Here is a 14780-nt window from a genome sequence, read left to right as displayed (position 1 = left end):
CACCGGATACCCGCAACTTATGGATGAAGCGGGTGCCGCCATGCAGGCCCGGAAATTTTGCGACGCGACTGCCCTTTTTGAGCAGGCTTTCACGCCGGATTCCGCCCAGGCGTCGATTTTCGATTTGTTTGCGGCGGCCCTCTCGTCCGCCCAGTGCCCCGCCAAACAGCCGCTGGCCTGGCGCTGGCTGGGCCAACTGAGCCGCCGCCGGCCGCTGCCCATGCAGGCCGGCGACCTCGACAACATCGTGTCCGACGCGGGCCTGGCTTCCCTGCGGGCCAACGAAACCGCCTGGGCGCGCTGGCTCGCGGCCATGCGCGGCGCCATTGCCGAGCAGGCCGTGGCCGAACAGGCCCGACGCGCCCGGTGGCTGACCGAAACGCAGGCCCGAGCCCTGGCCTTCCCGTCGAAAGCCGACCGCCAGCAGGGCCGCGTGGCCCCGGCGCCGGCGGGATTCGCGCTCTACTTCAGCCAAGTGCCGGGCGACACGGTGCGCGTGCCCTACCTGGTGCGGGTGCCCGCCGGCTACGACCCCGCCCGGCCGGCGCCGGTGGTGGTGTATCTGCACGGCGGCGTGGTCAGCACCCCGCAGTTCGGCCATGCCAACCCCGAAGTAGCCACGCAGGAGCCAGTGTTTGCGGCTGCCCCGGCCAACGCGCTGGTGGTCTATCCGTTCGGCCGGAAGAGCTTTGGCTGGGTGGAGCAGCCGGCCGCGTTTGCCCAGGTGCTGCGCATCGTCACGGACGTGCGCGCCCGCTACCGCACCGACCCGGCCCGTACCACGCTGGTGGGCCTGAGCAACGGCGGCTCGGCAGCCCTGTGGTTTGCCGCGCAGCCGGCCGCGCCCTTTAGCCGGTTTGTGGCCCTGTCGCCCGCGCCCAACCTGCTGCTGGCACAGTCAACCTACGGCCCGCTCGGCAAAACCAAGCCCGTGTTGATGGTCAGTGCCCAGGACGATGACATCTATGCCTACGAAGCCGTGCGCGCCGCCTACGACGCGCACCGCCCCGGCCGCTCCAACTGGGTTTTTCAGACTGTGCCCAAAGGCGGCCACGGCTTTATATATGGCCCCGAGGGGCAGGCGCTGCTGCGTCAGGCGCTGCAGAGTGATGCCGCAAAACCAGGCAAGCGGAATTATCCAGCGGTGGGCACGGCCCGGTCACCGCGTGCTGCGCGGTAGCTCGCTTGAGGTCTAGCCCAACTGGTAAGAGGTTGGTGAGCTGGGTTCAAGAAAATGGTCGAACAGGCAAACGGCCATCCATGTAGAAGTCCGTGTAGCTGAAATCGCGGTTCCGTTCACTGCTCCACACAGCGGCCATTAAATCGCCCCAGGAGCGAAAGCCACAGCCCATGAAATGCCCCCAGCCACTACGGACACGCCATTCGGGCTGTATTGGTGCCAATCCCCTCCCGCCCACACCTGGCCCTCGATGATGGCGTGCCGAATTTCGCGCGCTTCCCGCAATGAGGGCCACTTTTGTACTACCCATACCTAGTGCTTTGTAAAGCATTTTTCCAGTTAGCCGGCATGAAAACCTTTACGTTCAACACCCTGCCTCCCCTGCAAGACTTCCAGTTTTTAACGGATTCCTCGGGCTACGTCTTAACCCAAGCGGGACAATTATATCAGTTTGCTGGGCAGCACACCACGTTGGTCGAAACCCCGCGTCAGTTTACTGTTTCGCATTTTTATTTTCGCGACCAAACCCATGGGGCGTTGGTGGGGGTATCGCACGTCACGGAGCCTCCGATACAAAAAGGAGACCTTGGGGTAGCCGTCGTTCCGTTACTGCTGCTCCTGTGGCTGGCGTGGAAGGGGAGGCGACAGGCTACCACCCGCCGCTTGGCTGCTGCCTCGGGCTTCCTGCTGCTGACCAGTGGGCTGCTGCTCTCGTGTAGTTCCGCGTGGCAGCACTACCGCACGCCCGACCCCGCTTCCCCCCACGCGACGCTGCTGACGCATGCGCCGCTGGGCCCCTTGTCCTTTCATCGCTACTTCGCCAACAAGGGCCAACAGTCCTTCGTGGCGCTCACGCAGAACCAGGGCCGCAGCTGGGAAACGCACGAAATCCCCACCAACTTCTACCCCACGGCCCTTGCCAGCGTCGGCCGCAACTTTGTGGTGGGCACGTACGCCCGCCCGCAAGCGGGGGCGGTTCCGCTGCACGGCGATGGCGACCTCTGGGTGTACGGCACCGATGCGACGCGGACACCGCAGCTGGCCACCAACACCGGCCAGCATCCGCAGGGCATTCGCCTGAGCCGGGGCGTGACCGGCTTGCTGGTATCCGCCCGGGATTCGGCCCTCTACGTCTTTGGCAGCGACCGCATGCCCACCCTGCCGCCTTCGGTGATGAGTGCCACGCCGGGCAACATTTACGTATTGCCCGCCAGCTTGCAACCGCCCACCCGGTTGGTGGACACCCCGGATACCGTCGATGTGCAGTCGCTCGCGCAAGCGCGCACGGGCGAGCTCTGGGTAACGATGGCCGGCCGCAAACCGCACCTGAGCCACGGCAACCTGGGGTACGTGGCGTTGCCCACCAAACGGCTGCTGCGCTTGGCAGCCGGGCAGTGGCAACCCGTGACCGTTGCGCCCTTCACAAGCTTTGAGCAAGTGGTTTTCGTGCCGGGCACCCCGACCGGCTACCTGTTGGCCGACACGGGCGAGGTGCTGGAAACCCGCACCAACGGCGACGCCTGGCACCCGCTCGCGCGGCAGGGGGTTCGCCGGCTGCACCCGTGGCAGCACGCCATTACGTGGCTGGAAGGAGACAACCGGTTGGTGCTCCACGCCGCTCCAGAAAAAGAGTAAACGGGCACGAAACCGGGGCATCGCCCACTGGTCACGTTCGCGCGCCAAACCAACCGGTTCTCGTGTTTGAGCGGACGCCTCGTGGCTACCCGGCCGCAACCGGGCCGCCCTTTTGCTCCTTCAAGCAGCTTTTTAAACACCGAGGTGTTTGTCTCTCCCGTCCTCGCTTCTGTACATTATGCTTCCTTTTGTTCCCCGCCTGCTGGCTCTTGTTTTTAGCGGGATGACCTTGTGGGCGCATGCCCAATCGGCCCCCACGACCCCGGCTTCCGCTTCCCTGGCCCCAACCATTGCCCCGACGGCAACGGCCCCCGCATTCAAGAGCCTAACGCCCCAACAGGTGGACCACGTGGCCGCCTTGGGTCAGGTGTGGGGCTTTCTCAAATACTTTCACCCCGCCGTGGCCGTGGGCCAGCGCGACTGGGACACCGAGTTCCTGCGCCAGCTACCTGCGGTGCTGGCCTGCCGTTCCGTCGCCGAGCGCAGCCGCCTGCTCAACGCCTGGGTGACCGGCCTGGGCCCCGTACCGGCCTGCCCGGCCTGCGCCGTGCCGCCGGCCACGCCCGTGCGCCTGGCCCCCGACCTGCGCTGGGCCCGGGACGCGAAGCGCTTCAGTGCCCCGCTCCGGCAGCAGCTGGCCTTTATCGCAGCCAACCGCCACCAAGGCGCGTCCTACTACGTGGAGCAAAACCGGGCCAACACGGTGTTTCCGCACGAGGAAGCCTACGCCGAGCCGGCCCTGCCAGCCCAGGGCCTGCGCCTGCTCGGGCTGTGCCGCTACTGGAACATGCTGCAGTACTACTACCCCTATCCCTACGCCCTGGAAGGAGAGTGGGCGCGGGTACTGCCCGACCTGCTGCCCCGCTTTGCGGAAGCAACTACTCCGCTCGCCTACCGGCACGCCGCTCTGGCCTTGTTTGCCCGGGTGCACGACGGCCACGCCCGTTTCTACCCGCCCGACCCACTACTGGAGGCCGAACGCGGCGCGTACCAAGTGGCCGCCGATGTTCAATTTATTGACCGCCAAGCCGTGGTCGTGCGCGTACGCCGCGACGGGCTCGTGCCCCCTTCGCCCCTGGAACCGGGCGATGTGCTGACGCACCTGGCGGGCACCGCGGTGGCCGATTTGGTCAAACAGCGACTGCCGGAGACGGGCGCTTCTAACGAAGCGGCCCAGCTCAACACCATTGCCCTGAACCTGCTCTACACCCCTACGCCGCAGGTAGCGCTAACGGTGCTGCGGGCCGGCCAGCCCCTGCGTTTGGTTTCCCCCGCGGTGAAGGTGGGTTCGGTTCCCCCCGTGCAGCCGGCGGTAGCCGACAGCATGTACCGGTTCCTGACGCCCGAGGTGGGCTACATCGACATGGCCCGCATCAAGGGGGCCAAGGTGCCCGCCATCATGCAGGCCTTTGCCCACACCAAAGGCATCGTGGTGGACCAGCGCAACTACCCGGCGGAGGCCATACTCTTCTACCTATCAGGCTTTTTTATAAAGCAGCCCGTTCCCTTTGCCAAGTTCACGCAGCGCGACCCGTCCTACCCGGGGCGCTTCCTGTGGCAGCCGGCCGACACGCTCAAGCCCGTCGGCACCACGCCCTACACGGGAAAGGTAATCGTGTTGGTGAACGAAGTGAGCCGGAGTTTGGCTGAATTTACGGCCATGGCCTTACAGGCCACGCCGCACGGCACCCTGCTGGGCAGCCAAACGGCGGGCGCGGACGGCAATACGACCCCGATTACGCTGCCCGGGGGCTTGAAAACGCTAATGACCGGCATTGGCGTTTATTATCCGGATGGCCGCGAAACCCAACGAATCGGCCTTCGGATTGACGTACCCGTGCGCCCCACGATAGCGGGGCTGCGGGCGGGGCGCGACGAACTACGGGACCGGGCCGTCGAACTCATTCTTCAGGCACCGGCCGTGGCGAAATAGGGGCAGCACCGTCGACAGCGACAAAGAATGCGCCCCATTATGCACCCGCCGATGCATGTCTGGAGCACCTGATTCGCTGCCCTTTGCCTTACCATCCGTTGCGAAAACTCGGGCTCTACAGCAGCGACGGTCGTTGTTGGCACCTCAGAGCGAATGCTAAAATGCATTTACCTCTTGGTAGCGGTGCTGAGAGCCAGCGCCTGAATAACTCCAAGGCCACCCTCTATAAGCACCTACGCCACCGCTAGGTGGTCATCCATGCGCACCGAAAGGCGGCAACTGCCAAGGCCACCGATTAACTTTCGGACCAAACTTTTAACCAAGGCCTCTGTTCCTGCATCCGCCCGCTGCACCCGGCAGGTGGCATGGCCCGCCCGGCGGCCGGCGGCCCGACGCTCCATGTAGGACCTCGCCGACATTCTAACCACCACCCTCACGCTCTCGGAAGATGTGTACGTGGCCCTTTTATGCCCGCCGGCGCACCGACGCGGCCGGCACGGTGCGCGGCCGGTTCTTCCTGCGGCTGGACGACGGCCCCCCGGTGGTGCTCGGCGAAGTCGTCTACGCGGTGGCCTTCCTGACCCAGGCGCACGAGTACGTGCGCACCGCTTACTTGAAGACCGATGCGGAACAGTTGCTTGAGGTGGTCTAGGAATGGCGGACAGAAGAGGGACGTATATTTCTTCTGAGATGACAGCAAAAAAGAGCGGGGCGTCGCCCGACAAACGGCGCAAATACGACGAGGTGTTTAAGGCGGAGGCCTTGCGCCTGGCCACGGAAAGTCGCAGCACCCAAGCCGCGGCCCGGCAATTGGGCATCAGTCCCAAGCTGCTTTATCGCTGGCAACAAGCGCAGCTCGTGGCCGAAGTGGGCAGCGTGGAAGTGGCCGCGACCCGGAAGTACGCGCCCTGCGCGCGGCCAACAAGCGGCTGGCGCAGGAGCTCGACATTTTAAAAAAAGCCTTGGTCATCTTTGGCCAGCCGACGCCGTGAGCGCCTACCAGCGCATCGCCCAGTGGGCCACCTAGGTGCCCGTGCGCCAGCGCTGCCAAGCGCTGCGCGTGGCCCCGGCCGCCTACTACGCCTGGCACCGGCGGCAACGCCAATCCGTGCCCGAGCCCGTCTGGCAAGTAGCGGTTCGCAAAGCGTTTGCAAACCATAGCCAGCGCTACGGCACCCGCCAATTGTGCGCCGAAGTGCAGGCCGAAGGCCACCGGGTGGGCCGCTGGCGCATTCGACGTGTGCTCAAGGCCCACGGCTTGCGCGTCCTCCGGGTACGACCCAGCAGCCCCGCTCGGTTGTGCCGCGCACCACCGACTCGGACCCGGCCGAGCCGGCGGCCCCCAACCGCTTGCTCGGCCAACCGGCCCCCATTGCCCCCAATCGGGTGCGGGTCGGCGACATCACGCACTTGCCCCGCCAGGGCGGTGGCTGGCTCTAGCTGGCCGTGTGGCTGGACCGCTGCTCGCGCAAAATCGTCGGGTGGGACGTGCGCGACACCATGCCCGAAGACCTAGTCAACGAAGCCCTTCGGCGGGCGCTGGCCGTGCGTTGGCCCCCGGCCGGACTCATTGTGCATTCCGACCAAGGCAGTCAGTACACGGCCACCCGCTTCAAAGCCCTGCTGACCCGCCACGGGGTCCGGCAAAGCATGAGCCGGCGCGGCAACTGCTACGACAATGCCCACGCCGAACCCTTTTGAAGCCGCTTCAAAGCCGAGCTCCTTGACGGCGGCAGCTTTCCTGGCCTGGCCGAAGCCACGCTCGAAATCAGCCACCACATCGCCTATTACAACGCCGAACGGCGCCATTCTGCGCTCGGTTACCACTCACCCAACCACTCGGAACTCATCTGCAAACCACGTCCCAATTGGGTCCGGCTTAGCTAGACCACCTCAACTTCGTGAGGGCATACCTCAGAGCAGTTTGCCAATGTCTGACGGGGCCTTCTGTTGCTTCATGTTTCGGGGCTATTCTTCTGGCAGGCGCGGCGGTGCTTGTACACCCGCATTGCCGAAATTCGACTGCTGGCATTGGCGTTGTCTCCCCTTGCTAAGTGGTTCGTTCCTCAGGAGGCTTTCTAAAAAGGTGCTGAAATGACAGCTGATGCGGGATTATTATGCGCATTGCTACCCTTCAGACTAAAGCACTAGCCGAAAACCTAGTTATTTAGCGCCCAGTTTTCGCAAGTGCTCGGCGGCGTTGGCGTTCCTGGGATTTAGCGCCAGGGAGCGGCGGTAGTTCTCAATGGCCTGGGGCTTGTCGTCGGCGCTTTCGTAGGTTTCGGCCAGACTGTCGTAGGCATTCCACGCGTGGGGATATAGGCTGACGTTTAATTTAAACAGCTCCAACGCGGCCTTTGGCTGGCCCTGCTGCAGCAGGGTGTAGCCCCAGGTATTTACGTAGGCTTCGGTGAGGTGCAACTCGGGGTGCTTCTTTTTTACGGCCGTGACCACCGCTGCCGCCTGGCGGTATTGGCTGGCCGCCAGGCCCGCCCGCAACGCTTGCAGGGCGGGCGGCACGCCGTATAGGGCGTCGACAATCTGCCAGGCCGTGGCCTGGAGGGCGGCCTGCGTATTCGGGTCCGACTCGTTGGCCAGCAGCACGATGCCAAACTGCAGCTGCGGGTACAGCTCGCAATAGCTGGCGTAGCCGAACGTGCCCCCCGAATGCTGGAGCCGCCGCTTGCCATCCACGGTCTGGTCCAGGTTCCAGTTGAAGGCGATGGCCTCGGCGTCGGGCCGGCCCCAGGTGGGCTGCTGGACCAGGGCCACCGCTTTATCCGACGCGGCCAGCTGGTATTGGAGGTACTTCACCATATCGGCTGGGCTGTATTGCAGTCCGCCCGACGCCCGCGAGGTTTCTATGGCGTCGTACGGCATGTGGTGGCCGTTACCATCGTAGCCCGTCGATTTCGGCCCCGTGCCCGCCGAGCCGGTCAGGTGCAGGGGCTGGTCGATGTAGCGCACCAGCAAGTCGGCATACGAGGCCTGGTACACGCTTTCCAGCATGTAGGCCAGCAGTTGCGAAGCCACGTTGGAATGGCGCGGCAGCAGGCCCGGAAAGGTATCGAGCCTGGCCTGGTGCAGGTCGGCCAGGAAGTTTTGCTTGGTGTAGCCGCGCATGCGTTTCACCGCCAGCAACGGCACCGAGTCCGTGCTGGCGTGCTGCAACAAGCCCTCCAGCAAATTCTTGGGTAAATTATTCGGCAGCCGGGAAGTGGTATTAGCCAGATGTTTTAGCGTAATGGGCTTGCCCTGGAATGCCAGGTTGGGATAAGCCCCCGGCAGGTACTTGCGAATATCATCGTTCAGGCTAACCCGCTTTTCCAGCACCGCGTGGGCGAGTAGCAGGCTGGTAAACGTCTTGCTAATGGACCCGATTTCGTACGGGGTATTCTGCGTCGCAACCTGGCTTTTGCCTTTTTCCGTCGTGCCGAAATGGTAGAAGTAAGCCCGGCCGTTTTGGGTGATGCCGATGGACAACCCCACCCGCGCTGGCTGCTGCATAAAGGCATTGCCCAGCCGCTGCACTACCGTATCCATCCGTGCTTTTACATCAGGTGCCGGAGTGGTTTGTGCTTGCCCCAAAACACGCTTTGGTGGCGCGAGCAGCAGGGTGGCGAGAACAACAAACAAGGGAACTTTTCTGGTGTTTTTCATGCAGAAGGAAGATGGGACAAGCAGGGTAGAGGGGCAGGTAGGTTTGTTCCTTGCCGAGCCGATTTCAGGCTGTATAGCCGTGGGAACTGCGCTTATAGGGCATGGTTACAGGCGACCCGAAGCTTTTTCTGCCTGGGTTTCGGTGGGGCATAACTCAAAAAAGCTCAGCCAGGCCCTGACGAAGCTTTCTGTTACTACTGTTTCGGGGCTATTCGTCTGGCGGGCGCGGCCGGGCAGCGTTGGCTGCGTTTTGCTTGCAAAGCAGCCGTGCTTTCGCGAGCAATGGCATCGTGAGCCGCTGGAGCTGTGTGCAGCTGGCGGCGCAACGTTTGGGGGCGGAAGCAGTCTATTAAAGGCTTGGGAATAGTGCCCGGGCTTCTCACCTTTCCACGTTACACATGGTACGCATTCTATTCTTTTACCTGGCGCTGCTGGTGGCCGGTCCTGCTTTTGCCATCAAGCCAGTAGCCAAATGGTGGGCCAAACCCGACACCGTGGGCCTGAAATACCGGCAGATGGAGATTACTACTGCCGATAAGGTGAAGCTGGTGGCTTGGCTGATTGAGCCCGACGCCGCAGCCGTCGACCAGCATACCACGGTGGTGGTGGCCGGGGCCGATTCCTACAACATGTCCAGTAACATCTACACGGCCCGGGCGCTGGCCAGTGCGGGCTACCGGTCGTTGCTGTTCGACTACCGCGGATTTGGCCACAGCCAGGCTTTTGCCATCGACCAGCAGCGGCTGTACTACGAAGAGTTTTCCCTCGACCTGCGCGCGGCCCTGGCCGAGGCGCGGCAACTGGCCCCGCGCGACCGGGTGGGCATTCTGGGCTTGTCGATGGGAGCCCTGGTTGGTTCGGAAGTGGCGGCGCGGGCCCTGCCCGATTTCTTAATTACCGAAGGCTACCCCGGCGACCTGCCGGGCGTAGTTGCCTACCAAAAAGCGGCCAGAAACAAAACCGTTACGCTCCCCGCCGAGGCCACCGCCTACCCCCGGGTAGCGGCCCGCGTGCGCTGCCCGTGGCTGCTCATCGCCGGCACCCAGGACAAGAACACGCCCTTGGCCGACTCGTCGGCCGTCGTGCAAGCCGCGCGCCGGAACCAACGCCGCCAGTTAATGACGGTGGACTGCGGCCACCTGGGCGCCCAGGAGAAACTGACCGAAAAGTTTTTTGCCGAAGGGTACGTGCGCGCCATTGGGCGCTTCCTGGCGGGCGGCAAAGCCTAGCCCTGAGCCCGCCGTGATAGGTGACGCAACAAAAAGCCCCGCCAGACACTGACGGAGCTTTTTGTTGCGTCACCTTTCGGAGGGATTCGGGCGGCGGGGCAGCAGCGCGAACTTTTAGTTCGCCTGGCCGAACGATAATCGGGTGAGCAGCGCGGGGACGCGAACTATAAAGTTCGCGCTACTGCTACCCCGCGCCCCGCCCGTACCTTTGCCTCGTGCAACAGTTAGAAAACTCCCTCAAAACCGCCCTGCAAACCGCTGCTCAAGCAGTTTTCGGCGTCGAAATTCCCGCCGTCAGCCTCACGCTCCAGCCCACGCGCAAGGAGTTTGCCGGCAGCTTCACCCTCGTTACGTTTGCCCTCACCAAGGCCCTGGGCAAGGGCCCTGAGCAAATCGGGCAGGCCCTGGGCGAGTGGCTGAAAACCAACGAGCCCCGCGTGAGCGGCTACAACGTGGTGAAAGGCTTCCTCAACCTCGAAATTGCTGATGCCGAGTGGCTGGCCGTGTTCGAACAGCTGCGCGCGCAGCCCGCTACCGCGCCCGTAGCTACCGAGGGCGGCCCGCGCAACGTGGTGGTCGAGTACTCTTCGCCCAACACCAACAAGCCCCTGCACTTGGGCCACCTGCGCAACAACTTCCTGGGCTACTCCGTGGCCGAGATTCTGAAAGCCACCGGCGCCACGGTGTCGAAAGTGAACCTGGTGAACGACCGGGGCATCCACATCTGCAAGTCGATGCTGGGCTACCAGCGCTTCGGCCACCAGGAAACCCCCGAAAGCGCGGCCATCAAAGGCGACCACCTCGTAGGCAAGTACTACGTGCTGTTCGAGAAGCACTACCGCGAGGAAGTGAAGCAGCTCGAAGCCGAGGGCGTGGCCCCCGACATCGCCAAGCGCCAAGCCCCGCTGATGCTGGACGCCCAGCAGATGCTGCAGCAATGGGAAGCCGGCGACGAGGAGGTGGTATCCCTCTGGCGCCAGATGAACGGCTGGGTGTACGAAGGCCACAATGCGACCTACAAGGCCATTGGCGTCGATTTCGACAAGTTCTACTACGAGTCGGGTACTTACCTGCTGGGCAAGGAGCGGGTAGAAGAAGGCATGACCAAGGGCGTGTTCTTTAACAAGGAGAACGGCTCGGTGTGGGTCGACCTGCAAGCCGAGGGCCTCGACGAGAAGCTGCTGCTGCGCGGCGACGGCACCAGCGTCTACATCACCCAAGACCTGGGCACGGCCGAGCTCAAGTACCAGGATTTCGGCTACGACAGCAGCATCTACGTCATCGCCGATGAGCAGAACTACCACATGCAGGTGCTGCAGGCCACGCTCAAAAAGCTGGGCAAGCCCTACGCCGATGCCATTCACCACCTCAGCTACGGCATGGTGGATTTGCCCACCGGCAAGATGAAAACCCGCGAAGGCACCGTGGTGGATGCTGACGAACTGGTGCGCGATGTGGAGGCCGCCGCCAAAGCTGCCACGCTCGAAAAAGGCAAAACCGAAGGCCTTTCGGAGCAGGAGCTGGAGGAGTTGTACCACCTGCTCGGCCTCGGCGCCTTGAAATACTACCTGCTGAAAGTGGACCCCAAGAAGCGCATGCTCTTCAACCCCGAAGAGTCGGTGAGCCTCGAAGGGGACACCGGGCCATTTATCCAGTATTCGTACACCCGCACCGCTTCCATCGGCCGCAAAGCCGCGGAAATGGGCATTGACACCACCGGCGAGCTGGGCAATATTTCGGACCTGCAGTCCTCCGAAACCGAGCTTATTCAAGAGTTGGCCCGCTACGCCAGCGTAGTGGCTACCGCAGCCCGCACGCTTTCGCCGGCCGTGGTGGCGCAGTATTGCTACGAGCTGGCCCGGGCGTACAACCGCATGTTCGTCCAAGTGCCCTTCTTCGGGGAGACGGATGAAGCCAAGCGCCGCCTGCGTTTGGCCTTATCGGCTCGCGTTGGTGCGCAGTTAAAAGCGTCGCTGGGCCTGCTGGGCATCAGCGTGCCCGAGCGGATGTAATTGCCTGAACGTTGTAGAGCCGCGACCCTTCGCGTCTCCTCGTTGAACGACTGCCAGAACGACCAAGCTCGCGCATACCCAACAACATCAGCAACGCCGAGACGCGAAGGGTCGCGTCTCTACATCGCGCTATTTAATATGAAAAGCATTGCCGTTTACTGCGGTTCCAGCGCCGGAACCAACCCGAATTACATCGCCCAGGCGCAGGCCCTTGCCGCCGCCATGGTGGCCCGCGGCCTCACGCTGGTGTACGGCGGCGGCCGGGTGGGCCTCATGGGCACCATCGCCGATGCCGTGCTGGCCCTGGGCGGAGAGGTAATCGGCGTAATCCCCGATTTTCTGGATGCCAAGGAGCTGGCCCACAAAGGCTGCACCGAGCTGCACGTCGTGAAATCCATGCACGAGCGCAAGCTGATGATGGCCGACCGCGCCGACGGCTTCATCACCATGCCCGGCGGCTACGGCACCCTCGAAGAGCTGTTCGAAGTGCTGACCTGGGGCCAACTCGGCCTGCACAACAAACCAGTAGCCCTGCTGAACGTGGACGGCTACTACGACCTGCTCCTGCAATCGCTCGACCGCATGCGCGACGACCAGCTGCTGCGCGCCGAAAACCGCGCCCAACTCCTGCAATCGGCCAATCCAGAGGAACTGCTAACCCAGATGGCGGCTTACCAGCCGGTGCAGCTGGAGAAGTGGCTGACGCCGCCGACCACGTAACGCGCAACGTAGGACGCAGCCTTTGCTGCGTCACGGGGGCCGGGCGACGCAGCAAAGGCTGCGTCCTGCAAAACCCCACCAGCCTCCAATCGGTTACGCACGCAACTGCGCCATTTTCCCCAGCAACTTATGAAAAATTCCCTTCTCCTCACACTAGCCACTGCCGCTTCGGCCGTGGTTTTCATCGCCGCCAAGCCGGCCGCTCCCCTTGCCATGACCGAAACCGTTGAAACCACCGCCGCGCCCACGTCCGTCTACGATTTCACCGTGAAATCCATCGATGGCAAGGACGTGAAACTGAGCCAGTACAAAGGCAAAAAGCTGCTGATTGTGAACACCGCTTCGGAATGCGGCTACACCCCGCAGTACAAGGAGCTGGAGCAGCTCTACAAGCAGCACGGCGACAAGGTGACGGTGCTCGGCTTCCCGGCCAACAACTTCGGCGGCCAGGAGCCCGGCACCGAAGCCCAGATTGCCACCTTCTGCGAGAAGAACTACGGCGTAACCTTCCCGCTCTTCAGCAAGGTGTCGGTGAAGGGTGCCGACATGGCCCCGCTCTACAAGTACTTGTCCGACCGCACCAAGAACGGGACCGTGGGCGAAGCCCCCAGCTGGAACTTCTGCAAGTACCTGGTCGATGAAAAAGGCCACGTCGTGAAGTTCTACAAATCTGATGTGACGCCTATGAGCGCCGCGCTGCTGGCCGACATTGCCAAGTGATTGTTGCCTGGTCATGACTTGAAAGAACGTCATGCAGAGCGTAGCGAAGCATCTTGCTCGGAGTAGTATTCATTACTGCTGCAACGAAGCAAGCAAGATGCTTCGGCTGCGCTCAGCATGACGTTCTTTTGTTTATTGATTGTCTCCGCCTGATTTTTCTGTTGCCCATGTCGCCCTGGATTTCTGCCTTCCGCCCCCGTACGTTGCCACTGGCCCTGGCCAGCATCCTCACGGGCGCTTTTCTGGCCGCTGCCAACGGCCAGTTCAACGGCCTTGTAGTGGGCTTGGCCGCCCTCACCACCATCCTGCTCCAAATCCTGAGCAACCTCGCCAACGACTACGGCGACTCGCAGAACGGCGCCGACAGCGTACACCGCCAGGGCCCGCAGCGCGCCGTGCAAAGCGGCGCCATCACGCCCGCGCAAATGAAGCGCGGCATGTGGATTTGCGGGCTGCTGGCGATGGCCAGCGGCGTGGTGCTGCTGTGGGTGGCGCTGGGCGCGGCCGGGCTGGGGTTGTTTCTGGGGTTTCTGGCGCTGGGCTTTGCGGCCATCTGGGCGGCGGTGAACTACACGGCGGGCAAAAACCCCTACGGCTACGCGGGACTCGGCGACATTTCGGTGTTCCTGTTTTTCGGCCTGGTGGGCGTGTGCGGCACCTACTTTCTGCAAACCCGGGCGCTGCCGCTGCAAGTGCTGCTGCCGGCTGCCGCGCTGGGCTGCTTCGCCACGGCGGTGCTGAACGTAAACAACATCCGCGACATCAACTCCGATGTGCTGGCGGGTAAAATCACCATTCCGGTGCGACTGGGGCCTATTTATGCGCGGCGCTACCATTGGCTGCTGCTACTGATTGGTGTGGGCTGCGCTACCGTGTTTGTAGCCCTCACGTACCATTCGCCGTGGCAGTGGCTGTTTGCGCTGGCCGTGCCGCTGTTCGCCTTCAATGCCGTTCAGATATGGCAGCGGCAGGAGTCGATGCAGATTGACCCACTGCTGAAGCAAATGGCCCTGAGCACGCTGGTGTTCACGGTGCTGTTTGGGATAGGGCAGGTGCTGGGTTAGAAACACCGACGTTACTTTCGGCTCATGCTATCTGAAAAAGAAACCACGCGCCACAGCAAGCTGCTCAGCCTCGTACTGCGCCACAACCCAGCCCATATTGGCATTACCCTGGATGATCAGGGTTGGGTTGCCGTTTCTGAACTATTGGCGCAACTAGCCACACACCAGCGGCCGCTCACGCTTGAGCAGCTGAAGTACATCGTGGAAACCAGTCCCAAGCAGCGGTTTCGTTTCAACGACGACCGAACGCGCATCCGAGCCAGCCAGGGCCATTCGGTGGAAGTAAAATTGGGCTACACGCCCGTGGTGCCGCCCGAAGTGCTGTACCACGGCACGGCCAGTCAGCACCGGGCAAGCATTCTGCGGGAAGGCCTGCGAAAAATGGCGCGGCACCAGGTGCACCTGAGCGCGGACTTGGCTACGGCCCGCACGGTGGGCGCCCGGCACGGCCGGCTAGTGGTGTTCACGGTAGCTGCCGGGGCAATGCAGCAAGCCGGGTTTCTGTTTTACCGGGCCGATAACGGGGTGTGGCTGGCAGAGGAAGTGCCACCGGCGTATTTGCAAGTGGCCGAGGATGCTGTAAAAGGTCATGGGTCGGCTCCTGGGTAAAAGGAAGCCGCCGAATCG

General features: G+C 63.0%; 15 protein-coding genes and 2 pseudogenes. 16 read left to right on the top strand and 1 reads right to left on the bottom strand.

Annotation, left to right across the window (positions count from 1 at the left end; genetic code table 11):
* Positions 1-19 precede the first annotated feature (19 nt).
* The 9 genes and pseudogenes from ABD837_RS10500 to ABD837_RS24980 all read left to right on the top strand — a co-directional run.
* Positions 20-1180 (top strand): alpha/beta hydrolase-fold protein, encoded by a 1161-nt coding sequence (locus tag ABD837_RS10500; protein ID WP_345053836.1) that lies wholly within the window; start codon positions 20-22, stop codon positions 1178-1180.
* A 348-nt stretch (positions 1181-1528) separates the two neighbouring features.
* Complete coding sequence (locus ABD837_RS10495) at positions 1529-2815, top strand: hypothetical protein (protein WP_345053833.1); 1287 nt, start codon at positions 1529-1531, stop codon at positions 2813-2815.
* A gap of 178 nt (positions 2816-2993) precedes the next feature.
* The gene (locus ABD837_RS10490) at positions 2994-4748 is read left to right on the top strand and encodes a S41 family peptidase (protein ID WP_345053830.1); all 1755 of its coding nucleotides are present in this window, start codon (positions 2994-2996) and stop codon (positions 4746-4748) included.
* 448 nt (positions 4749-5196) lie between these two features.
* The gene (locus tag ABD837_RS10485; protein ID WP_345053828.1) at positions 5197-5400 is read left to right on the top strand and encodes a hypothetical protein; all 204 of its coding nucleotides are present in this window, start codon (positions 5197-5199) and stop codon (positions 5398-5400) included.
* Between the two features lie 38 nt (positions 5401-5438).
* Complete coding sequence (locus ABD837_RS10480) at positions 5439-5702, top strand: transposase (RefSeq protein ID WP_345053825.1); 264 nt, start codon at positions 5439-5441, stop codon at positions 5700-5702.
* Between the two features lie 73 nt (positions 5703-5775).
* Positions 5776-6015, top strand: a pseudogene (locus ABD837_RS24985) (IS3 family transposase); the annotation flags it as partial.
* A 32-nt stretch (positions 6016-6047) separates the two neighbouring features.
* Positions 6048-6188, top strand: a complete 141-nt coding sequence (locus ABD837_RS10475; RefSeq protein WP_345053822.1) for a hypothetical protein — start codon at positions 6048-6050, stop codon at positions 6186-6188.
* Positions 6189-6194: 6 nt separating this feature from the next.
* Positions 6195-6449, top strand: coding sequence for a DDE-type integrase/transposase/recombinase (locus tag ABD837_RS10470; protein WP_345053820.1), 255 nt, complete (start codon positions 6195-6197; stop codon positions 6447-6449).
* A 15-nt stretch (positions 6450-6464) separates the two neighbouring features.
* Positions 6465-6635, top strand: a pseudogene (locus tag ABD837_RS24980) (integrase core domain-containing protein); the annotation flags it as partial.
* A gap of 276 nt (positions 6636-6911) precedes the next feature.
* Here ABD837_RS24980 and ABD837_RS10465 read toward each other — a convergent pair.
* Positions 6912-8408: a serine hydrolase domain-containing protein gene (locus ABD837_RS10465; protein WP_345053817.1), complete on the bottom strand. Its 1497-nt coding sequence runs from the start codon at positions 8406-8408 to the stop codon at positions 6912-6914.
* On the opposite strand from ABD837_RS10465, the gene ABD837_RS10460 reads away from it, so the two are divergent.
* From ABD837_RS10460 to ABD837_RS10430, 7 genes are all read left to right on the top strand, one after another.
* Positions 8407-8775, top strand: coding sequence for a hypothetical protein (locus tag ABD837_RS10460; RefSeq protein ID WP_345053814.1), 369 nt, complete (start codon positions 8407-8409; stop codon positions 8773-8775). The two genes, ABD837_RS10465 and ABD837_RS10460, sit on opposite strands and share 2 nt — an antisense overlap.
* Before the next feature lie 31 nt (positions 8776-8806).
* A complete protein-coding gene (locus tag ABD837_RS10455) occupies positions 8807-9637 on the top strand; it encodes an alpha/beta hydrolase (protein ID WP_345053811.1) in 831 nt (276 codons plus the stop codon).
* A 215-nt stretch (positions 9638-9852) separates the two neighbouring features.
* A complete protein-coding gene (argS, locus tag ABD837_RS10450) occupies positions 9853-11649 on the top strand; it encodes an arginine--tRNA ligase (RefSeq protein ID WP_345053808.1) in 1797 nt (598 codons plus the stop codon).
* A 138-nt stretch (positions 11650-11787) separates the two neighbouring features.
* Positions 11788-12369: an LOG family protein gene (locus ABD837_RS10445; protein ID WP_345053806.1), complete on the top strand. Its 582-nt coding sequence runs from the start codon at positions 11788-11790 to the stop codon at positions 12367-12369.
* Between the two features lie 129 nt (positions 12370-12498).
* The gene (locus tag ABD837_RS10440) at positions 12499-13089 is read left to right on the top strand and encodes a glutathione peroxidase (protein ID WP_425554330.1); all 591 of its coding nucleotides are present in this window, start codon (positions 12499-12501) and stop codon (positions 13087-13089) included.
* Positions 13090-13256: 167 nt separating this feature from the next.
* Entirely contained in the window at positions 13257-14153 is an 897-nt protein-coding gene (locus ABD837_RS10435) for a 1,4-dihydroxy-2-naphthoate polyprenyltransferase (RefSeq protein WP_345053803.1), read from the top strand.
* Positions 14154-14177: 24 nt separating this feature from the next.
* Positions 14178-14762 carry an RNA 2'-phosphotransferase gene (locus ABD837_RS10430; protein WP_345053800.1) on the top strand — a complete coding sequence of 195 codons (585 nt, stop codon included), beginning with the start codon at positions 14178-14180 and terminating at the stop codon, positions 14760-14762.
* Positions 14763-14780 lie beyond the last annotated feature (18 nt).

Source organism: Hymenobacter glaciei, assembly GCF_039539585.1.
Lineage (GTDB): Bacteria > Bacteroidota > Bacteroidia > Cytophagales > Hymenobacteraceae > Hymenobacter > Hymenobacter glaciei.
Note: the sequence above shows the minus strand (reverse complement) of the source record. Positions and strands in the feature narration are given on the sequence as shown.